General features: G+C 68.3%; 17 protein-coding genes. 9 read left to right on the top strand and 8 right to left on the bottom strand.

Annotated features, from left to right (window positions below; genetic code table 11):
• Positions 1–78: 78 nt before the first annotated feature.
• On the top strand, positions 79–843 hold the full coding sequence (locus BMX57_RS13010; protein ID WP_092367674.1) for a 4Fe-4S dicluster domain-containing protein: 765 nt from the start codon (positions 79–81) through the stop codon (positions 841–843).
• Complete coding sequence (locus tag BMX57_RS13015; protein ID WP_092367677.1) at positions 843–1,745, top strand: dimethyl sulfoxide reductase anchor subunit family protein; 903 nt, start codon at positions 843–845, stop codon at positions 1,743–1,745. The genes BMX57_RS13010 and BMX57_RS13015 overlap by 1 nt, the downstream gene beginning before the upstream one ends.
• Here the strand turns inward: BMX57_RS13015 and dapA are convergent.
• The gene (gene dapA / locus BMX57_RS13020; RefSeq protein WP_092367680.1) at positions 1,738–2,613 is read right to left on the bottom strand and encodes a 4-hydroxy-tetrahydrodipicolinate synthase; all 876 of its coding nucleotides are present in this window, start codon (positions 2,611–2,613) and stop codon (positions 1,738–1,740) included. The two genes, BMX57_RS13015 and dapA, sit on opposite strands and share 8 nt — an antisense overlap.
• Before the next feature lie 136 nt (positions 2,614–2,749).
• Between dapA and BMX57_RS13025 the strand changes: the two genes are divergently transcribed.
• Entirely contained in the window at positions 2,750–4,732 is a 1,983-nt protein-coding gene (locus BMX57_RS13025) for a lytic transglycosylase domain-containing protein (RefSeq protein WP_092367683.1), read from the top strand.
• Here the strand turns inward: BMX57_RS13025 and BMX57_RS13030 are convergent.
• Together BMX57_RS13030 and mnmC2 are read right to left on the bottom strand one after the other, a co-directional pair.
• Positions 4,697–5,566: a DMT family transporter gene (locus tag BMX57_RS13030; protein ID WP_092367686.1), complete on the bottom strand. Its 870-nt coding sequence runs from the start codon at positions 5,564–5,566 to the stop codon at positions 4,697–4,699. The genes BMX57_RS13025 and BMX57_RS13030 overlap by 36 nt on opposite strands.
• Positions 5,563–6,228 (bottom strand): tRNA (5-methylaminomethyl-2-thiouridine)(34)-methyltransferase MnmC2, encoded by a 666-nt coding sequence (gene mnmC2 / locus BMX57_RS13035; RefSeq protein ID WP_092367689.1) that lies wholly within the window; start codon positions 6,226–6,228, stop codon positions 5,563–5,565. The genes BMX57_RS13030 and mnmC2 overlap by 4 nt, the downstream gene beginning before the upstream one ends.
• Before the next feature lie 57 nt (positions 6,229–6,285).
• Between mnmC2 and BMX57_RS13040 the strand changes: the two genes are divergently transcribed.
• Positions 6,286–7,326 carry an NAD(P)/FAD-dependent oxidoreductase gene (locus BMX57_RS13040; protein ID WP_229724246.1) on the top strand — a complete coding sequence of 347 codons (1,041 nt, stop codon included), beginning with the start codon at positions 6,286–6,288 and terminating at the stop codon, positions 7,324–7,326.
• A gap of 4 nt (positions 7,327–7,330) precedes the next feature.
• Here BMX57_RS13040 and BMX57_RS13045 read toward each other — a convergent pair whose 3' ends face one another.
• From BMX57_RS13045 to BMX57_RS13060, 4 genes are all read right to left on the bottom strand, one after another.
• Positions 7,331–8,125 (bottom strand): HTD2 family dehydratase, encoded by a 795-nt coding sequence (locus BMX57_RS13045; protein ID WP_092367694.1) that lies wholly within the window; start codon positions 8,123–8,125, stop codon positions 7,331–7,333.
• Between the two features lie 42 nt (positions 8,126–8,167).
• Complete coding sequence (locus tag BMX57_RS13050) at positions 8,168–8,710, bottom strand: NADPH-dependent FMN reductase (RefSeq protein WP_092367697.1); 543 nt, start codon at positions 8,708–8,710, stop codon at positions 8,168–8,170.
• Positions 8,711–8,850: 140 nt separating this feature from the next.
• Positions 8,851–9,519 (bottom strand): YiaD family glycine zipper/OmpA-like lipoprotein, encoded by a 669-nt coding sequence (locus tag BMX57_RS13055; RefSeq protein WP_092367700.1) that lies wholly within the window; start codon positions 9,517–9,519, stop codon positions 8,851–8,853.
• A 165-nt stretch (positions 9,520–9,684) separates the two neighbouring features.
• Positions 9,685–10,533: a methylated-DNA--[protein]-cysteine S-methyltransferase gene (locus BMX57_RS13060; RefSeq protein WP_092367703.1), complete on the bottom strand. Its 849-nt coding sequence runs from the start codon at positions 10,531–10,533 to the stop codon at positions 9,685–9,687.
• Positions 10,534–10,677: 144 nt separating this feature from the next.
• Between BMX57_RS13060 and nth the strand changes: the two genes are divergently transcribed.
• The 4 genes from nth (at position 10,678) to BMX57_RS13080 (ending at position 14,288) form a co-directional block, all read left to right on the top strand.
• Complete coding sequence (gene nth, locus BMX57_RS13065) at positions 10,678–11,322, top strand: endonuclease III (protein WP_092367706.1); 645 nt, start codon at positions 10,678–10,680, stop codon at positions 11,320–11,322.
• The gene (locus tag BMX57_RS13070; protein WP_092367709.1) at positions 11,319–12,308 is read left to right on the top strand and encodes an adenosine kinase; all 990 of its coding nucleotides are present in this window, start codon (positions 11,319–11,321) and stop codon (positions 12,306–12,308) included. The genes nth and BMX57_RS13070 overlap by 4 nt, the downstream gene beginning before the upstream one ends.
• A 101-nt stretch (positions 12,309–12,409) precedes the next feature.
• Positions 12,410–12,652 carry a hypothetical protein gene (locus tag BMX57_RS13075; RefSeq protein ID WP_092367712.1) on the top strand — a complete coding sequence of 81 codons (243 nt, stop codon included), beginning with the start codon at positions 12,410–12,412 and terminating at the stop codon, positions 12,650–12,652.
• A 4-nt stretch (positions 12,653–12,656) separates the two neighbouring features.
• Positions 12,657–14,288 (top strand): SAM-dependent methyltransferase, encoded by a 1,632-nt coding sequence (locus BMX57_RS13080; protein ID WP_092367715.1) that lies wholly within the window; start codon positions 12,657–12,659, stop codon positions 14,286–14,288.
• A 12-nt stretch (positions 14,289–14,300) separates the two neighbouring features.
• On the opposite strand, the gene BMX57_RS13085 is transcribed toward BMX57_RS13080, so the two are convergent.
• Entirely contained in the window at positions 14,301–14,786 is a 486-nt protein-coding gene (locus tag BMX57_RS13085; protein WP_092367718.1) for an RNA pyrophosphohydrolase, read from the bottom strand.
• A gap of 131 nt (positions 14,787–14,917) precedes the next feature.
• Between BMX57_RS13085 and BMX57_RS13090 the strand changes: the two genes are divergently transcribed.
• Positions 14,918–16,945: an NADPH-dependent 2,4-dienoyl-CoA reductase gene (locus BMX57_RS13090; RefSeq protein ID WP_092367721.1), complete on the top strand. Its 2,028-nt coding sequence runs from the start codon at positions 14,918–14,920 to the stop codon at positions 16,943–16,945.
• Positions 16,946–16,975: the final 30 nt, after the last annotated feature.

The following is a 16,975-nucleotide window of genomic DNA, read 5'->3' on the forward strand; positions in this document are numbered from 1 at the left end:
TCCTCTCGCTGAAAATACCTCGGGGTCTGGGGCAGAGCCCCAGTCCTGCGGCAGACAACTGCGCATGGATCCCTCAGAATGACCACCCTTCCCGACAAGACCGACCGCAAGATGGGTCTGGTGATCGACCTCGACACCTGCGTCGGCTGCCACGCCTGCGTGATTTCCTGCAAGGGCTGGAACACCGAGAATTACGGCGCGCCGCTCTCCGACCAGGACCCTTACGGCAGCGATCCGTCCGGCACGTTCCTCAATCGCGTGCATTCCTACGAGGTGCAGCCCGAACAGGGCGCCGCGCAGCTGATCCATTTCCCCAAATCCTGCCTGCATTGCGACGACGCGCCCTGTGTCACTGTCTGCCCCACCGGGGCCAGCTACAAGCGGGTCGAGGACGGCATCGTGCTGGTCAACGAAAGCGACTGCATCGGCTGCGGGCTCTGCGCCTGGGCCTGCCCCTATGGCGCGCGCGAGATGGACGCGGCCGAAGGCGTGATGAAGAAATGCACGCTCTGCGTCGACCGGATCTACAACGAGAACCTGCCCGAGGAGGACCGGGTGCCGGCCTGCGTGCGCACCTGCCCGGCCGGCGCGCGGCATTTCGGCGACCTGGGCGACCCCGACAGCGACGTGAGCCGCCTGAGCGCCGAGCGCGGCGGAATGGACCTGATGCCCGAGCAGGGCACGAAACCGGTCAACAAGTATCTGCCGCCCCGCCCCAAGGACCGGATCGAGGATCAGATCGACGTGCTGGCCCCGTTGCTGGAGCCGATCGCAGCCGATACCGGCGGCTTCATCGGCTGGCTCGACAAGGCGCTTTCCAGGCTACCCGGAGGGACGATCTGATGCACCCCGCGCCTTCCGTCATCATCTTCACCACCCTGTCCGGCCTGGGCTTCGGCCTGCTGTTCTGGCTGGGGATCGGCCTGCCGCCGGTCACCGGCTGGGTCGCCTTCGTCTTTTTCGCCATCGCCTTCGCGCTTGCCGCGGGCGGGCTGATGGTCTCGACCTTCCATCTGGGCCATCCCGAGCGGGCGCTCAAGGCCTTCACCCAGTGGCGCAGCAGCTGGCTCAGCCGCGAGGGGATCTGCGCGGTCGCGGCGCTGGCGACGATGGGTCTCTACGCCATCGGTGCGGTGTTTCTCGGTGCGACTTGGCGTCCGGTGGGGATCATCGGGGCGGTGCTCAGCCTCGGCACCGTCTTCACCACCTCGATGATCTATGCCCAGCTGCGCAGCGTGCCGCGCTGGAACAGCTGGCTGACGCCGGCGCTGTTCCTGTCGCTCGGCCTTTCCGGCGGCGCGCTGCTGGCCGGGCAGACGGCAATCGCCGCGCCGCTGCTGGCGGTGGCCGCCACGGTTCAGCTGGCCGCCTGGCAAAAGGGCGACACAGCACTTCAACGGTCGGGCAGCACCATGGCCAGCGCCACCGGGCTGGGCGGTATCGGCGAAGTGCGCGCCTTCGAGCCGCCGCATACCGGCACCAACTATCTGCTGCGCGAGTTCGTGCATGTGGTCGGGCGGCGGCACAGCCGGCGGCTGCGGGTGATCGCCTTTGCCCTGGCCTTCGTGGTGCCGCTGCTCCTGCTGTTCCTGCCGTTCAGCCATGCACTGGCCGGGCTGGCGGCGCTGGCGCATCTGGCCGGCGTGGCCTGTTCCCGCTGGCTGTTCTTCGCCGAGGCCGAACACGTGGTCGGCCTCTACTATGGCAAACGGCAGCCGGCTCCCGGCGCGCAGCCGATCAGTTGATCAGCCCGGCGTGACGCATCGCGTCGTCGATCGCGTGCTTGGTGCCGTCCTCGAGCCCGGTCAGGGGCGAGCGCACCTCCTCGGTGCACAGGCCCAGCCGGTGCAGCGCGTATTTCGCGCCCACCAGTCCCGGCTCGATGAAGATCGCCTCGTGTAGCGGCATCAGCCGGTCCTGGTAGTCCAGCGCCTTGCCGTAATCGCCCACCAGCGTCGCCTCCTGGAACGCCGCGCACAGGCGCGGCGCGACATTCGCCGTGACCGAGATGCACCCCACCCCGCCATGCGCGTTGAAGCCCAGAGCGGTGGCGTCCTCGCCCGACAGCTGGATGAAATCCGGCCCGCAGCTGGCCCGCTGCTGGCTGACCCGCGCCAGGTCGCCGGTTGCGTCCTTGACCCCGATGATCCGCGGCAGCCGGGCCAGTTCGCCCATCGTCGCGGGCGTCATGTCCACAACGGACCGGCCGGGGATGTTGTAGATGATGATCGGGATCTCGGCGCAATCGTGCAGCGCGGTGAAATGCGCGATCAGCCCGCGCTGGGTCGGCTTGTTGTAATAGGGCGTGACGACCAGCGCCGCATCCGCGCCGACCTTTTCCGCGAACTGAACGAATCGGATCGCCTCGAGCGTGTTGTTGGACCCAGCCCCGGCGATCACCGGCACACGACCGGCGGCGGCCTTGACCACCTCCTCGACCACGGTCTCGTGCTCGGAATGGGTCAGCGTCGGGCTTTCCCCGGTCGTGCCCACCGGCACCAGCCCGGCCGAGCCTTCGCCGATATGCCATTCGACCAGGCGTTTGAGCGTCTCAAGATCCAGCTCGCCGTTGCGGAACGGGGTGACGAGTGCCGGCATAGAGCCCTTGAACATGAGGAACGCTCCCTAGATCCTGAGACGCGGGCCGCGGCCCACCAAACCGTGTGCGCTGGGACGATTGTGAATTGATCCCCGCGGCATGCGGCTTATCGTGATGGCTCTAGCCTTGGTTTATCGGGGAATGCAAGAGATGACGCGCGTTTTGGCCCTTGCGATCACTGTCGTCGGCCTGATGGGCCTTTGGGGCGGCCCGGCCCGGGCGGCGGAAGCCGAACGCTTGCGCGCGGCGCTGTCCGAGATGCGGCAAGGCGACTGGGACAGCGCCCTGCAGGTTGCTGGCGCGCGCGCCTCGGTGACGCGCGACATCATCGTCTGGCACTGGCTGCGCGACGGGCAGGGAACCTCCGGCGACGCGCTCATCTTCCTCGGCCGCCGGGGCGACTGGCCCGGGCTGGACTGGCTGCGCCGCAAGGCCGAGCCGAATTTCGCCGGCGCCGATGCCGACCGCATCCTGCGCTTCTTCGATGGCAACCCCGCCCAGACCGCCGAGGGTGCGCTCACCCATGCCACGGCGCTGCTGGCGCAGGGCCGGCGCGGTGACGCAGAGGCTGAGCTGGTGCGGGCCTGGCGGGTGATGCCGATGCAGGCGGCCCTGCACAAGACCTACCTGGAGAATTTCGCGGAACTGCTCAAACCGCATCACGAGGCCCGGCTGGACCGGCTGCTGTGGGACGGCAACAAGCAGAGCGCCGGGCGCATGCTGCCGCTGGTCAGCGCGGCCCAGCGCCAGCTGGCCGAGACCCGGATGGCGCTGCGCGAGATGGCGCCCGGGGTGGACGGCATGATTGCCAAGCTGCCGAAATCCGTCCTCGATTCGCCCGGCCTGGCCTATGAGCGATTCGTCTGGCGCGACCGCAAGGAGCTTGACGATAGCGCCATCGACCTGATGCTGGCCCGTTCGGCCAGCGTAGCGAAACTGGGTGAGCCGGCCTATTGGGGCGAGCGCCGCCGCCGGCTGGCGCGGCTGGAGATGCGCCAGGGCGATGCCGGGCGGGCTTACCGGGTCGCGGCGCAGCACCACATGACGCCCGGGATGGGCTATGCCTATGCCGACCTGGAATGGCTGGCCGGCTTCATTGCACTGACCAAGCTGAACGATCCCGCCACCGCGGCCGGCCATTTCGAAAGATTCGACGCCGCCGTCGAATCCCCGATCTCGAAGGGTCGCGCGGGCTATTGGCTGGGCCGTGCCTATGCCGCGCTGGGCGATGCCGAGAAGGCCTATGAGGCCTATGCCATGGGCGCGGATCACCAGACCTCGTTCTACGGCCTGCTGGCGGCGGAACGCATCGGGCGCCCCTTCGACCCGGATCTGGCAACGCCCCCGCAGGTGCCGCCCTGGCGCGAGGCCGCCTTCACCGGCTCCAGCGTCTACCGCGCCGCCCGCCTGCTGATGGAGGCGGGCGACGAGGCCCTGGCCGAACGATTCTTCACCCACCTGGTCGAGAGTCTGAATGCCGAGCAGGGCGCGCAGATGGGCAACATGGCGCTCGAGATGGGCCGCCCGCACCTGGCGGTGATGATCGCCAAACGCGCGGCCCAACAGGGCAATGTGCTGGCCGGCGCGTATTATCCGCTGCACCCGGTGGCGCGGATGGACCTGCCGATGGCCAAGGAAATGACGCTTGCCATCGCCCGCCGCGAGAGCGAATTCGATCCGGTCGTGGTCAGCGGCGCGGGTGCGCGCGGGCTGATGCAGGTGATGCCGGCCACGGCCCGGCTGGTGGCCGAAGACCTGGGCATCCTGGGCGGTCATCAAACCGACCGTCTGACCTCGGACTGGGAATACAACGCCCGCCTCGGGGCCAGCTACCTGGCTGGGCTGGCGGCGCTGTTCGACGGCAACGTGGTGATGATGTCGGCCGGCTACAATGCCGGGCCGCGGCGCCCGGCGTCGTGGATGCGGCGCTTCGGGGATCCGCGCGGCGACGATGTCGACATGGTTGAATGGATCGAGCACATCCCGTTCAAGGAAACCCGCAACTATGTCATGCGGGTCACGGAAAGCCTGCCGATCTATCGGGCGCGTCTGGGCCGGCCCGCCCTGCCGGTGCCGTTTTCGGAGGAGTTGCGCGGATCAACCCTGCGCGCGTTCGCGCCAGAGCGTGAATAGACCCGCCGAGACGATCAGTGTGGTACCCAGGATCACCGCAAGCCGCAGGTCCTCGCCGAAGAGCGAGATACCCAGGATCGTCGTCCACAGCAGGTGGAAATAGGCAAAGGGCTGCACCGCTCCCGCCTCGGCCGTCTCGTAGCACTTGATCAGCAGCCAGTGCCCGGATGCCCCGGTGACGCACAGAAGCGCCATCCAGATCCAGTCGCCCTGGCTCATCGGCTCCCAGAACCACAGGCCGATGGCGGTCATCACCACGGCGCCGACGGTCCCGGTCCAGAAAAAGCTGGTCGATGTCCGGTCGCGCCGCGCGGCATAGCGGGTCAGCAGGGCATAGAGCGCAAACATCAGCGCCGAGATCAGCGGGATCACCGCCCAGGGGTTGAACACCCCCATGCCCGGCTGAAGGATGACCAGCACCCCGATGAACCCGACGCCGATCGCGCTCCAGCGCCGCCAGCCGACATGCTCGCCCAGAACCGGGCCGCTCAGCGCGGCCACCAGCAGCGGGTAGCAGATGAACACCGCCATGCTCTCGATCAGGCCGAGCACGGTAAAGCCGAACACCGCCACGCAGATCTCGGCGGCCAGCAGCACCCCGCGCAGGATCTGCAGGCCCGGCTGGTCGGTGCGCACCGCCGCGCGCAGCCCGCCCGGCGCGCGCGCGGCCAGCGCGATCACGAAAGCGGCGAAGAACCAGTATCTGACCATCACCACCATGTAGGTGTTGTAGGTCCCCGCCAGGTGGCGCGAGATGCCGTCCTGAAGGGCAAAGACCACGGTGGCCGCCAGCATCAGCGCGATGCCCGCCGGCACGTTGTTCTGCTGGCTCATGGCAGGCGCGCCCGCGTCATGTGCCGCTTGCGCCCGAAGCCGGGGGCGCGCGTCACCTCGAAACCCGCTGCGGCGAGGCCCCGGCGAACGAATCCGGCGGCAGTATAGGTCGCAGCCGTGCCGCCGGGGCGCGTGTGCGCGGCTACCTGTGCCATCAGCGCGTCGCCCCACAGTTCGGGGTTCCTGGCCGGGGCGAACCCGTCGAGGAACCACGCATCGGCGCGGCCGCTCCAATCGGGCAGCGTGTCGCGTGCGTCGCCGGGGATCACCTGCAGCCGCAGGCTGCCCAGGTCGCAGGCGCCGCCCTGCCAGCGATCGAGAAACTGGCGGGACAGGTCGGAAATCTCGGGAAATTGCGCGTGCGCCCGCGCCATCGCGGCAGGCTCCATCGGAAAGGCCTCGAAGCTGGTGAAATGCAGCGGGCCGGTCTGTCCCGCCTCCTCCCACGCCTGCCAGGCGGTCAGCATGTTCAGCCCGCTGCCGAAACCCAGCTCGGCGATGTGAAACCCGGACCCGAACCGCGCCGGCAGGTCGTTGCCGTCCAGGAACACGTGCCGGGTTTCCGCCAGCCCGTTTGCCAGCGAGAAATAGGGATCGTCGAACCGACGCGAGACCGGGACCCCCTCGGGCGTCCAGATCAGCTCGGCGTGCTGGTCAGTCATGCGAATATCCCATAGACCCGGGGACGAACGGCGCGACACTGGACAAGGACAGGGGGATTGGCAATGGCGGATGTGACGATCCGGGGGGCCGGGATCCTGGGCCTGTCGGTCGCCGGGGCCTGCGCGCGCCGGGGCGCCCGGGTGCGGGTCATCGACCCGAACGGGCCGGGCGCGGGGGCGTCGGGCGGGCTGGTCGGCGCGCTGGCGCCGCATGTGCCCGAGAACTGGAACGACAAGAAGGCGTTTCAGCTCGACAGCCTGCTGATGGCCGAAACCTTCTGGACCGAGGTCGAGGCGGCCGGCGGGGTCTCGCCGGGCTATGCCCGGCTTGGTCGGTTGCAGCCGGTGCCTGACGCGGCGGCGCTGACTCTGGCGCGAAGCCGCTCGGAAACCGCGCGCGAACTGTGGCAGGGACGCGCCGAATGGCAGGTCCTGGAGGTGAGCGCGGCCGGCGCCTGGTGTCCCGCCAGCCCCACCGGCCATGTCATCCGCGACACGCTGAGCGCGCGGATGCACCCGCGCCGTGCCTGCGCCGCGCTGGTGGCGGCCCTGGACGCGCGTGGCGTGAGCGTACAGACAGAAGGCCGCGATGCCGGGCAGGTTCTGCACGCCACCGGAATCGCCGGTCTGACCGAGCTGAACGACGCGCTGGGCCGCAATGTCGGCGCCGGAATCAAGGGGCAAGCCGCGCTCCTGCGCTTCGATGCCGGAGAGGTGCCGCAAATCTTTGCCGATGGCGTTCACATCGTGCCGCATGCCGACGGTACGCTTGCCATCGGATCGACCTCTGAACGCGACTATGACGATCCTGCCAGCACCGACGCCGCGCTCGATGCGGTGATCGACAAGGCGGTTTCCGCGCTGCCCCTCCTGCACGGGGCCGAGGTGATCGAGCGCTGGGCCGGCATTCGCCCGCGCACACGCAGCCGGGCGCCGATGCTGGGCGCGCATCCGCTGCATCCGGGGCAGTTCATCGCCAATGGCGGGTTCAAGATCGGGTTCGGCATGGCGCCGAAAGTCGCCGATGTCATGGCCGATCTGATGCTGGAGGGGCGCGACACGATCCCCGAGGGGTTCCGGCCCGAAGCCTCGCTCTGATCCGTCAGGCCGGGCGGGCCTCGGCCTGCAGGCATTGCCGCCCATCCGGTCCGCGCACCCACAGGTCGCTGCCATTCCGGCACAGCGCGGCGGTTTCCGTGTGCACCAGCGGCGCGGTGGCGCGAAAGGCGAACTCGGCAAGCGGCCCCAGCCCCTGGCTCGCCATGAGCATCAGCATCTGCGCCAGAAGCGGGCCGTGGACCACCAGCCCGGCATAGCCTTCGACATCGCGGGCGTAGTCCAGGTCATAGTGGATGCGGTGGCCGTTGAAGGTGAGCGCGGAATAGCGGAACAGCAGCGTCGGCGCGAAATTCATCGGGCGTGTCTCAACCTCGTCACGGCGCGCGACCGGCGGCACCGGGCGCGGCGCGTTCGGGTCGGGATCCTCGCGATAGATCAGGTCCTGCCACTCGGTCAGGCAGCGCGCGCCGTCCTGCCAGATCTCGTGGCGCAGCGAGACAAGGCCCAGCGGCCCGGTGCGGCCGGTCTTGCGCCGCGCATCCTCCAGCACCGAGCGGCGCTCGGCGGCTATCCCGGCGCGCAGGGGGCGGTCAAACCGCAGGCGTCCGCCGGCCCACATCCGGCGGGGCAGCCCGAGATCGGGGATCAACCCGCCACCGACGCGCGGATGCCCGTCCCGCCCCAGCCGGTCGGGCGGCTCGGGGGTCCAGAAATACAGCTGGTGAAAGAACGGCGGCAGCGCATCGCCCGCGCCGATATCCGCGTCAAGACCAAGCGCCGCCTGCAGCGCGCGGGCGCGGGCGGGATCAATTATGTCGGTTGCGCGCAGTTCGGTCATCGCCTCAGGCTAGGTCCGGGGCCGGTCCCGGACAAGCCGGCCTCACCGGGCGATCTCGGCCCTGAGGTTCTCCATCAGCGTCGTCAGGGTCTTGGTGTAAAGCGGGCTGGTCAGCCGGCCGTCCTCGTCGAACTGGTTGGAGCTGTCGGCCAGGTGCATCTCGGGTCCGATGGTCAGGCGCGGCTGAAACGGAACCATGAAGCCGCGCAGGATCATCTGCGCGCGCTCGCCTCCGGCCCTGCCCGCCGTGGCCGACATCACTGCCACCGGCTTGCCGGCCCAGGGGTTGCCCTTGGTGCGGCTGATCCAGTCCAGCGCGTTCTTGAGCACGCCCGACGGGCCCTTGTTGTATTCGGGGGTCGAGATCACCACCGCATCGGCGCCCGCGATCAGGTCGGCCAGGTCCTGGACCGGAGCCGGGATGCCGTGGGCTTCCTCGTCATCGCCATTGTAGAGCGGCAGGTTCAGATCGGCCTCGGTGAACCGGGCTGGCCCGAACAGCCGCGCGGCCTCGCGCATCAGCTTGCGGTTCGTGGCCCCGCGCCGCAGCGAGCCGGACAGGCCGACGAGGACGGAATCTGGCATGGGCTGGCCTCCTGTAGCAGCTTTGAGGCAGAGAATAGGCGCCGCGTGGCGATTGCCAACTCTGCGCCCGCGCGCAGGGCCTGTGTGTCAAGGCAAAGGCCGCGGCAGAACCGCGGCCCCTGGTGCATTTCCGGCAGCACTCACGCGTTGCGCGGGATGACAACGATCTCGACGCGGCGGTTTCGGGCCTTGCCCTCTGCGGTCAGGTTCGAGGCGATGGGCTGTTCCTCGCCGCGGCCGATGGTCTGGACCCGGTCAAAGCTGACGCCGCCCGCCTGCAGGATGTCGCCCACCGCGTTGGCGCGGCGCACCGAAAGGCCCTGGTTGTAGGTGGCGTCGCCGTCGCTGTCCGTATGGCCGATCACCTGAACCGTTGAATTCGGGTAGCGCAGGAGGTTCTGCGCGACCTTGTTCAGATCCGACCGAAGGCCCGGGCGCACGGCGGCGCTGTCGGTGTCGAAGGTGATGTCGTTGGGCACCGATACCACCAGCCGGTCGCCGGTATTGGTGATGGTGATGCCGTCATTGGCCAGCTGCTGCCGCAGTTCGGCGGCCTGCTTGTCCAGCTGGTTGCCGACCAGGCCACCGGCGGCGGCGCCGACCGCGGCGCCGGTCAGGGCGCCCAGGCCACGGTCGGAATCGTTGGCGATCGCCCCCGCCCCGGCCCCGATCAGCCCGCCGATCAGCGCGCCCTGCTTCGCTTTCTGGTTGGGATCGGTCTGGCCGCTCAGCGTCGCCGGATCGGTGCACGCGCCCAGCGCCAGCACGGCGGACAGGCCGGCGGCAACCGGCAGTTTCGAAATCGTCATGGGATCACCCTCTGCTCACGGCCCCGCCTGGCGCGGGGTCTCTCACGTTCCCGCCCAATATCACGGCATGTCGCCCCGCGCTCAAGCGGCAATCCGCCAGAATCGGCGGTTCCCCGCGCAAGAGCCGGTCACAAGAGCGCCAGCAAGGCCGCCCGTTTGCAAATGTCAGGCATCGGCGCGCGCCGACTCGTAGGCCAGCAGCGCCCGCTTGACGGGCAGACCCCAGTGATAGCCGCCCAGGCCGCCGGATTTCCGCAGCGCCCGGTGGCAGGGGATCAGCCAGCTCACCGGGTTGCGGCCCACCGCCGTGCCCACGGCGCGGACCGCGCGGGGCTGGCCGATGGCCTCGGCGATATCGGAATAGGTGGTGACCTGCCCCGAGGGGATGTTGAGCAGCGCCTCCCAGACCTTGATCTGAAGCGGTGCGCCGATCAGGTGCAGCGGCGCCTCGGTGCCGGCGTGTCCGGTGCTGAAGGCGCTCCGCACCCATGCGGCGAGATGCGCCGGATCCTCGACGAACTCGGCGCTCGGCCAGCGGCCGGTCAAATCCGCCATTGCCGCCGCCTCGCCGGTCTCGGCGGAAAACCCGATGCCGCACAGCCCCTTGTCGGTGCCCATCACGAGCGCCGGGCCGAAGGGGCTGTCGAACCAGCCCCAGCGGATGGTCAGGCCACCGCCGCGCCGGGCATAGTCGCCGGGGCTCATCGCCTCCCACCGCACGAAGAGGTCATGCAGCCGGCCGCCGCCGGAGAGACCGGCCTCATGGGCGGCGGCCAGCGTCGTCGAACGCTCCCTCAGCAGGGCCTTGGCGTGACCAAGTGTCAAGTATTGCTGATATTTCTTCGGTGAGACCCCGACCCAGCGTGAGAACAGGCGCTGGAAGTGGGCCGGGCTCATGCTCATCTCACCCGCCAGCTGGTCCAGGGTCAGCGAACCGCCGCTTTCGTCGATGAGGGCGATGGCCCGGCGCATCACCCCGTAGTGATAGCCCTGTTCGGCAGTCTGGACGTTCATGGCCTGTCTCCTTCTTCGACCACCAATCTAGCAGCCCGGGGAAAGGACGCGACCCGTTTCCTGCGGTTTGGCCGGACCTGCCCGGCGACGGTTTCGCATCGCGCACTCTCTTGCCCCCGCCCGCGTTGGCGGGCATAGGAAGGCATGGCCCGCCAACTGGATTACCACACGCTCCGCGAGATCTTCCGCCGCTTTCACGCGGCCGAGCCCGAACCCAAGGGTGAGCTGGAGCATGTGAACGCCTATACCCTTGTCGTCGCCGTCGCGCTGAGCGCGCAGGCCACCGATGCGGGGGTAAACAAGGCGACGCGGGCGCTGTTCCAGGTGGCCGACACGCCCGAAAGGATGCTGGAGCTGGGCGAAGAGGGGCTGACCGAGCATATCAAGACCATCGGCCTCTACCGGCAGAAGGCGAAGAACGTCATCAAGCTGAGCCGTATCCTGGTCGAGCAATATGGCGGCGAGGTGCCCAATTCGCGGGCCGCGCTGCAATCGCTGCCCGGCGTCGGGCGCAAGACCGCGAACGTTGTGCTGAACATGTGGTGGCACCACCCCGCGCAGGCCGTCGATACGCATATCTTTCGCGTCGGCAACCGCTCGGGCATCGCGCCGGGCAAGGATGTCGACGCGGTGGAACGCGCCATCGAGGACAACGTGCCTGTGGATTTCCAGCAGCACGCCCATCACTGGCTGATCCTGCACGGCCGATACCATTGCAAGGCCCGCAAGCCGCTTTGCGGCACCTGCCTGATCCGCGACCTATGTCAATTCGAGGACAAGACCCTATGAAAACCTACCAGATCGTCGGCATCGGCAATGCCGTCGTCGACGTCATCAGCCAATCCGACGACAATTTCCTGGAACTGATGGGTATCCAGAAGGGCATCATGCAGCTGGTCGAGCGGGAACGCGGCGAGCTGCTCTATGCGGCGATGGAATCGCGTGTACAGACCCCGGGCGGGTCGGTCGCCAACACCATCGCAGGCGCCGGGGCGCTGGGGCTCGAGGCGGCGTTCATCGGACGGGTCCATGACGACGCGCTGGGCCGGTTCTATGCCGACGCGATGAACGAGGATGGCGTGGATTTCGTCAATCCGCCGGTGCCGGGAGGGGAATTGCCGACCTCGCGTTCGATGATCTTCGTCTCGCCCGACGGCGAGCGGTCGATGAACACCTATCTGGGGATCTCCTCGGAGCTCAGTTCCGAGGACGTGTCGGGCGATGTGGCCGGCAACACGCAGATCATGTTTCTCGAGGGCTATCTGTTCGACAAGGACAAGGGCAAGACCGCGTTTCTGGAGGCGGCGCGCGACTGCCGGGCCGGGGGCGGCAAGACCGGAATCGCGATCTCGGATCCGTTCTGCGTGGAACGGCATCGGCCGGATTTCCTGTCGCTGATCGCCGACGAGCTGGATTTCGTGATCGGCAACGAGGCCGAGATCCGCGCCCTGTTCGAGACCGATGACCTGGAGGACGCGCTGCGCCGGACGGCGGCGATCTGCGACCTGGTGGTCTGCACCCGCTCGGGCGACGGGGTGACGGTGCTGGCCGAGGGCCAGCGGATCGACGTGCCGGTGGACCGCGTCACGCCGGTCGATGCCACCGGCGCGGGCGACCAGTTCGCCGCGGGCTTCCTCTTCGGCCTGGCAACCGGCCGCGACCTGGAGACATGCGCACGGATCGGCAATGCCTGCGCCCGCGAGGTGATCGGCCATATCGGCCCGCGCCCCGAGGTCAACATGCTCGAGGTGCTGCGCGAGGAGGCGCTGGTCTGAACCGCCCCCGGCCGGCCGAGAGCAATGCCAACTCGACATGAACGCCCGGGTCTGGTAGTTTAGCGCATTGGCTGCATTGAGAATATTGGACCCGGGGGACGATGACCGACAAGCTTGAAAAGCGGGTGACCGCCCTGGAGCAGAAGCTCGAACGCAACCTGGTGATCATGCAGAAATTCATGGATCAGTCCGCCAAGCGCATCGTCAAGCTGGAAAAGCGGTTCAAGAAAGTCGAGAAGACCTCGGTCAAGATGGAGAAGGTGGCCGATCCGCGCGCCATCGAGAACAACCTGATGCAGATGGTGGACAAGGCGCTCAAGGCCTACGACCGCAGCAAGTCCTAGCCCGTTGGCCGGCGGCCCCGACAGCTCTCCGAGCGACATCCTTTCAAGCGGCGCGGCGCGGGGAACGGCGCTGGAGGCGTTCGGGCCGGCGCATCGCTGCGCCCGTTTACGGATCTCGCATGCGTTCTGGAACCGGTCGGGGTTCGATCCGTTCCTGAACCTCGACGTGCCCTATACCGGCACCTCCAGCGGCCGGTTGTCCGAGGATGCCCTGGAGGTCGCGCTGGCGGCGGCGGACAAGGCGGACACCGCATCGGGTTTGCGCATTCTCGAAATCGGGGCCGGCACCGGGGTCTTCGCCAAGCTGTTCCTGGACCGGATGAAGGAGATCGCGCCCGAGCGCTACGGATCGGCTCGATACCTGGTGACGGACGGGTCGGCCCGCATGCTCGAGGCGCAGCGCGCATTCGGCGTGCTGGACGATCATCGCGACGTGGTGTCCTGGCGGCAGCTGGACGCGGCCGAGGACTGGGACGACCTGGAACCGTTCGACGTGATCCTGGGCACCTATATCCTGGACAGCACCCCGTTCGACCTGCTGGCGCTGCGTGACGACCGGATCTGGCGCAAGGAGGTGCGGTGCGTTCTGGACCATCCGGACCCTGACGAGATCGCCGCGATCCGCTCGGCGTTGGACGCGGACGATCCCGACCGGCTGGCCGGGCTGGCGCGGCGGGCGCAGCTGTTCGGCATCCAGACACGGCATGTCGAGATCGCGCGCGACGACATCCCCCATGCCGGCACGATCCCCAGCGACACCGGCGGCGAAACCCTGCCCTTCGTCCATTCCCGGGGCGCGTTGGACTGTATCGAGCGGTGCATGTCCCTGCTGAACCCGGGCGGCGTCGCGGTGTTCAGCGATTACGGCCATGTCGAACCCATGCAAAGCCACGAAACCACCGAGTTCCAGGCCTTCGGCCTGTCCACCGCCGCCGGCCTGAACTTTCCTCAGATCGACGCGGCCTTCTCGGCGCGCGCCGATCTGGGATATTTCGCCCCGGTGCTGGACCAGGGCAACCTGATCACCCGGGTCCTGACCCGGGATCCGACGATGGATCTCGGTGCGCTGGTCGAGGATCTCTATGGCGCAGTGCGTCACGCGGCGATGACCCTGCCGGTGGAAACCGCGCGCGAATTCCTGCGCGGGCGCATGTTCGAGACGGCGCGGGAGCTCTATGCCAAGGCGCTGGACCTTCAGCCACGGAACTGGGCGCTTCTGGAAGAGGTGGCGACGATGTTCCAGGGCAGCATCGAGGAGCATGGCATCGCGCTGGAGCTGGCGGATCTTGGGCTCAGGCTCAACCCGCTATCGCCCGGTCTCTGGCGGGTGCGCGCGGCCTCGTTCCTGGCGCTGGGAGATCAGGGCGCCGCCGACGCGGCGATTGCCCGGGCGGCCGAGCTGGCCCCGGCCAACCCCGCGATGCTGGAATGCAAGGCCGAGGTCGCACTGGCCGGCAGCCGCTATCGCGAGGCGCTTCTGGCCATCGGCGAGGCATTGGCGCATGACCTGGAGGGCGAGCACCATGAGAGCCTGCTGGCGCTGCAGCAATCCGTTCTGGCACGGATCGCGACCGATCAGCATGTGCTGCTGATGGCCGAATCCAACCGGTTCCGCGCGCTCGACACCCCGCCATAGGGTCGCGTGCACTCATCCCAGATTCGGGCCGAACTCCTCGAGAACCCGGGCATAGACCGCGCGCTTGAACGGCACGATTCCGGCCAGCAGATCACCCGGATCCTGCCATTTCCAGCGGCTGAACTCCGGGTGTTCGGTGGCGATGTCGATCTGGTCGTCGCGGCCGTGAAAGCGCATCAGGAACCATTTCTGCTCCTGGCCGCGGAACCGCCCCTTCCAGATTTGCGGCACGATCTCGACCGGCAGGTCATAGGGCAGCCAGGTCTCGGTCTCGGCCAGGATCTCGACCAGATCATCCGTCACCCCGGTCTCTTCGCGCAGTTCGCGCAGCGCCGCCACGCGCGGCGCCTCTCCGTCATCGACACCGCCCTGCGGCATCTGCCAGGCATCCTCGAACCGGTCGTTGCGCTGGCCCACGAAGACGCGGCCATCCGCGTTGGTCAGCATGACGCCCACGCAGCGGCGATAGGGCAGCTTGGCGATCTGGTCGGGGGTCATGGGCGGCCTTTCGGTGGTTCGCGCTTGTCTAGCAAGCCCGCCATCGCCACGAAAGGGGATGACGTGAGGTTTCGCGTGACACGCCGCGGCATGGCGGCAATCTTGCCCGCCAATACCCAAGGGAGACGTCCATGACCCAATACCCGCACCTTCTGGCCCCGCTGGACCTGGGCTTCACCACGCTGAAGAACCGCGTTCTGATGGGCTCGATGCACACCGGACTTGAGGAAACCCGCGACTGGGACCGGGTGGCCGAGTTCTATGCCGCGCGCGCCCGTGGCGGCGTGGCGCTGATGGTCACGGGCGGCATCGGGCCGAACCTCGAGGGGTCGGTCCTGCCCGGGGCGGCGATGATGACCACCGATCAGGATGTCGAGAACCATTCGGTCGTCACCGAGGCAGTGCATCGCGACGGCGGCAAGATCGCCATGCAGATCCTGCATGCGGGCCGCTATGCCTATGGGCCGCAATGCGTGGCGCCCAGCGCGATCAAGTCGCCGATCTCGCCCTTTGCGCCGACCGAGCTGGACGAGGACGGGATCGAGAAGCAGATCGGCGACATCGTGAACGCCGCCGTCCTGGCGCAGCGCGCGGGGTATGACGGGGTCGAGATCATGGGATCCGAGGGGTATTTCCTCAACCAGTTCATCGTCACCCACACCAACAAGCGCACCGACCGGTGGGGCGGTTCCTACGAGAACCGCATCCGCCTGCCGATCGAGGTGGTGCGCCGCACGCGCGAGGCCGTGGGACCCGAGTTCATCCTGATCTACCGGCTGTCGATGATCGACCTGGTGCCCGATGGCTCGACCCATGAAGAGGTGGTCCAGCTGGCGCAGGAGATCGAGGCGGCCGGCGCCACGATCATCAACACCGGCATCGGCTGGCACGAGGCCCGCATCCCCACCATCGCCACCAGCGTGCCGCGCGCCGCCTTCGCCTGGGTCACGCAGAAGCTGATGGGCAAGGTCGGCATCCCCATCATCACCTCGAACCGGATCAACACGCCCGAGGTGGCGGAGCAAGTGCTCGCCGAGGGCTGCGCCGACATGGTGTCGATGGCCCGGCCGATGCTGGCCGATGCCGATTTCGTCGCCAAGGCCGAGGCCGGACAGGCCGATCACATCGCGCCCTGCATCGCGTGCAACCAGGCCTGCCTGGATCACACGTTCCAGGGCAAGCTGACATCCTGCCTGGTCAACCCGCGTGCCTGCCACGAGACCGAGCTGGTGATCGAACCCACCACGCAGGCCAAGCGCGTGGCGGTTGTCGGCGCCGGGCCGGCCGGCTTGTCCACCGCGATCACCGCCGCGCAACGGGGTCATGACGTTACGCTGTTCGACCGCGCCGACGAGATCGGCGGGCAGCTGAACATGGCAAAGCAGATCCCCGGCAAGGAGGAGTTCTGGGGGCTGGTGGACTGGTATCGCACGATGCTGGCCGATGCCGGCGTGACGGTCGCGCTGGGCCGCGAGGTCAGTGCCGGCGATCTGGAGGGTTTCGACGAGGTGGTCATCGCCACCGGTGTCCTCCCCCGCGATCCGTCCATTCCCGGGCAGGACCGCGACAACGTGCTCAGCTATGTCGACGTGCTGCGCCACAAGCGCCCGGTGGGGCAGCGTGTCGCCGTGGTGGGTGCGGGCGGCATCGGCTTCGACGTCTCCGAGTTCCTCTTGCACGAGGGCGAGAGCCCGACCGAAAGCCTGCCGCTCTGGATGAAGGAATGGGGCGTGAGCGACCCGGCCGAGCATCGGTCCGGGCTGTCACCCAAGGGCCCGCAGCCCGAACCGCCGGCGCGCCATGTCACCCTCTTGCAGCGCAAGGCCGAACGCCACGGCAAGCGGCTGGGCAAGACCACGGGCTGGATCCACCGCGCGGCGCTCAAGATGAAGGCGGTCGAGTTCGTCGGCGGCGTGAACTACGAGCGCATCGACGCGGCCGGCCTGCATGTCAGCTTTGGCGAGGCGCGCGAGAACCCGACCCTGATCGAGGCCGACACCATCGTCCTGTGCGCCGGGCAACTGTCCGAGCGGTCGCTGGCCGACACGCTGGCCCAGCGCGGAGTGACGCCGCATGTGATCGGCGGCGCGGACGTGGCGGCCGAGCTGGATGCCAAGCGGGCCATCGACCAGGGAACACGGCTGGCTGCCGCGCTGTAACCGGGTAGGATGGCAGCACCCGTGCCGCGA

The organism is Cribrihabitans marinus, from assembly GCF_900109035.1.
Taxonomy (GTDB): domain Bacteria; phylum Pseudomonadota; class Alphaproteobacteria; order Rhodobacterales; family Rhodobacteraceae; genus Cribrihabitans; species Cribrihabitans marinus.

What these genes read in the sequence shown, in the direction of transcription:
- BMX57_RS13010 (WP_092367674.1), top strand. Translation starts at nt 79, where the DNA reads ATGACCACCCTTCCCGACAAGACCGACCGCAAGATGGGTCTGGTGATC.
- BMX57_RS13015 (WP_092367677.1), top strand. Translation starts at nt 843, where the DNA reads ATGCACCCCGCGCCTTCCGTCATCATCTTCACCACCCTGTCCGGCCTG.
- dapA (WP_092367680.1), bottom strand. Translation starts at nt 2,613, where the DNA reads ATGTTCAAGGGCTCTATGCCGGCACTCGTCACCCCGTTCCGCAACGGC.
- BMX57_RS13025 (WP_092367683.1), top strand. Translation starts at nt 2,750, where the DNA reads ATGACGCGCGTTTTGGCCCTTGCGATCACTGTCGTCGGCCTGATGGGC.
- BMX57_RS13030 (WP_092367686.1), bottom strand. Translation starts at nt 5,566, where the DNA reads ATGAGCCAGCAGAACAACGTGCCGGCGGGCATCGCGCTGATGCTGGCG.
- mnmC2 (WP_092367689.1), bottom strand. Translation starts at nt 6,228, where the DNA reads ATGACTGACCAGCACGCCGAGCTGATCTGGACGCCCGAGGGGGTCCCG.
- BMX57_RS13045 (WP_092367694.1), bottom strand. Translation starts at nt 8,125, where the DNA reads ATGACCGAACTGCGCGCAACCGACATAATTGATCCCGCCCGCGCCCGC.
- BMX57_RS13050 (WP_092367697.1), bottom strand. Translation starts at nt 8,710, where the DNA reads ATGCCAGATTCCGTCCTCGTCGGCCTGTCCGGCTCGCTGCGGCGCGGG.
- BMX57_RS13055 (WP_092367700.1), bottom strand. Translation starts at nt 9,519, where the DNA reads ATGACGATTTCGAAACTGCCGGTTGCCGCCGGCCTGTCCGCCGTGCTG.
- BMX57_RS13060 (WP_092367703.1), bottom strand. Translation starts at nt 10,533, where the DNA reads ATGAACGTCCAGACTGCCGAACAGGGCTATCACTACGGGGTGATGCGC.
- nth (WP_092367706.1), top strand. Translation starts at nt 10,678, where the DNA reads ATGGCCCGCCAACTGGATTACCACACGCTCCGCGAGATCTTCCGCCGC.
- BMX57_RS13070 (WP_092367709.1), top strand. Translation starts at nt 11,319, where the DNA reads ATGAAAACCTACCAGATCGTCGGCATCGGCAATGCCGTCGTCGACGTC.
- BMX57_RS13075 (WP_092367712.1), top strand. Translation starts at nt 12,410, where the DNA reads ATGACCGACAAGCTTGAAAAGCGGGTGACCGCCCTGGAGCAGAAGCTC.
- BMX57_RS13085 (WP_092367718.1), bottom strand. Translation starts at nt 14,786, where the DNA reads ATGACCCCCGACCAGATCGCCAAGCTGCCCTATCGCCGCTGCGTGGGC.
- BMX57_RS13090 (WP_092367721.1), top strand. Translation starts at nt 14,918, where the DNA reads ATGACCCAATACCCGCACCTTCTGGCCCCGCTGGACCTGGGCTTCACC.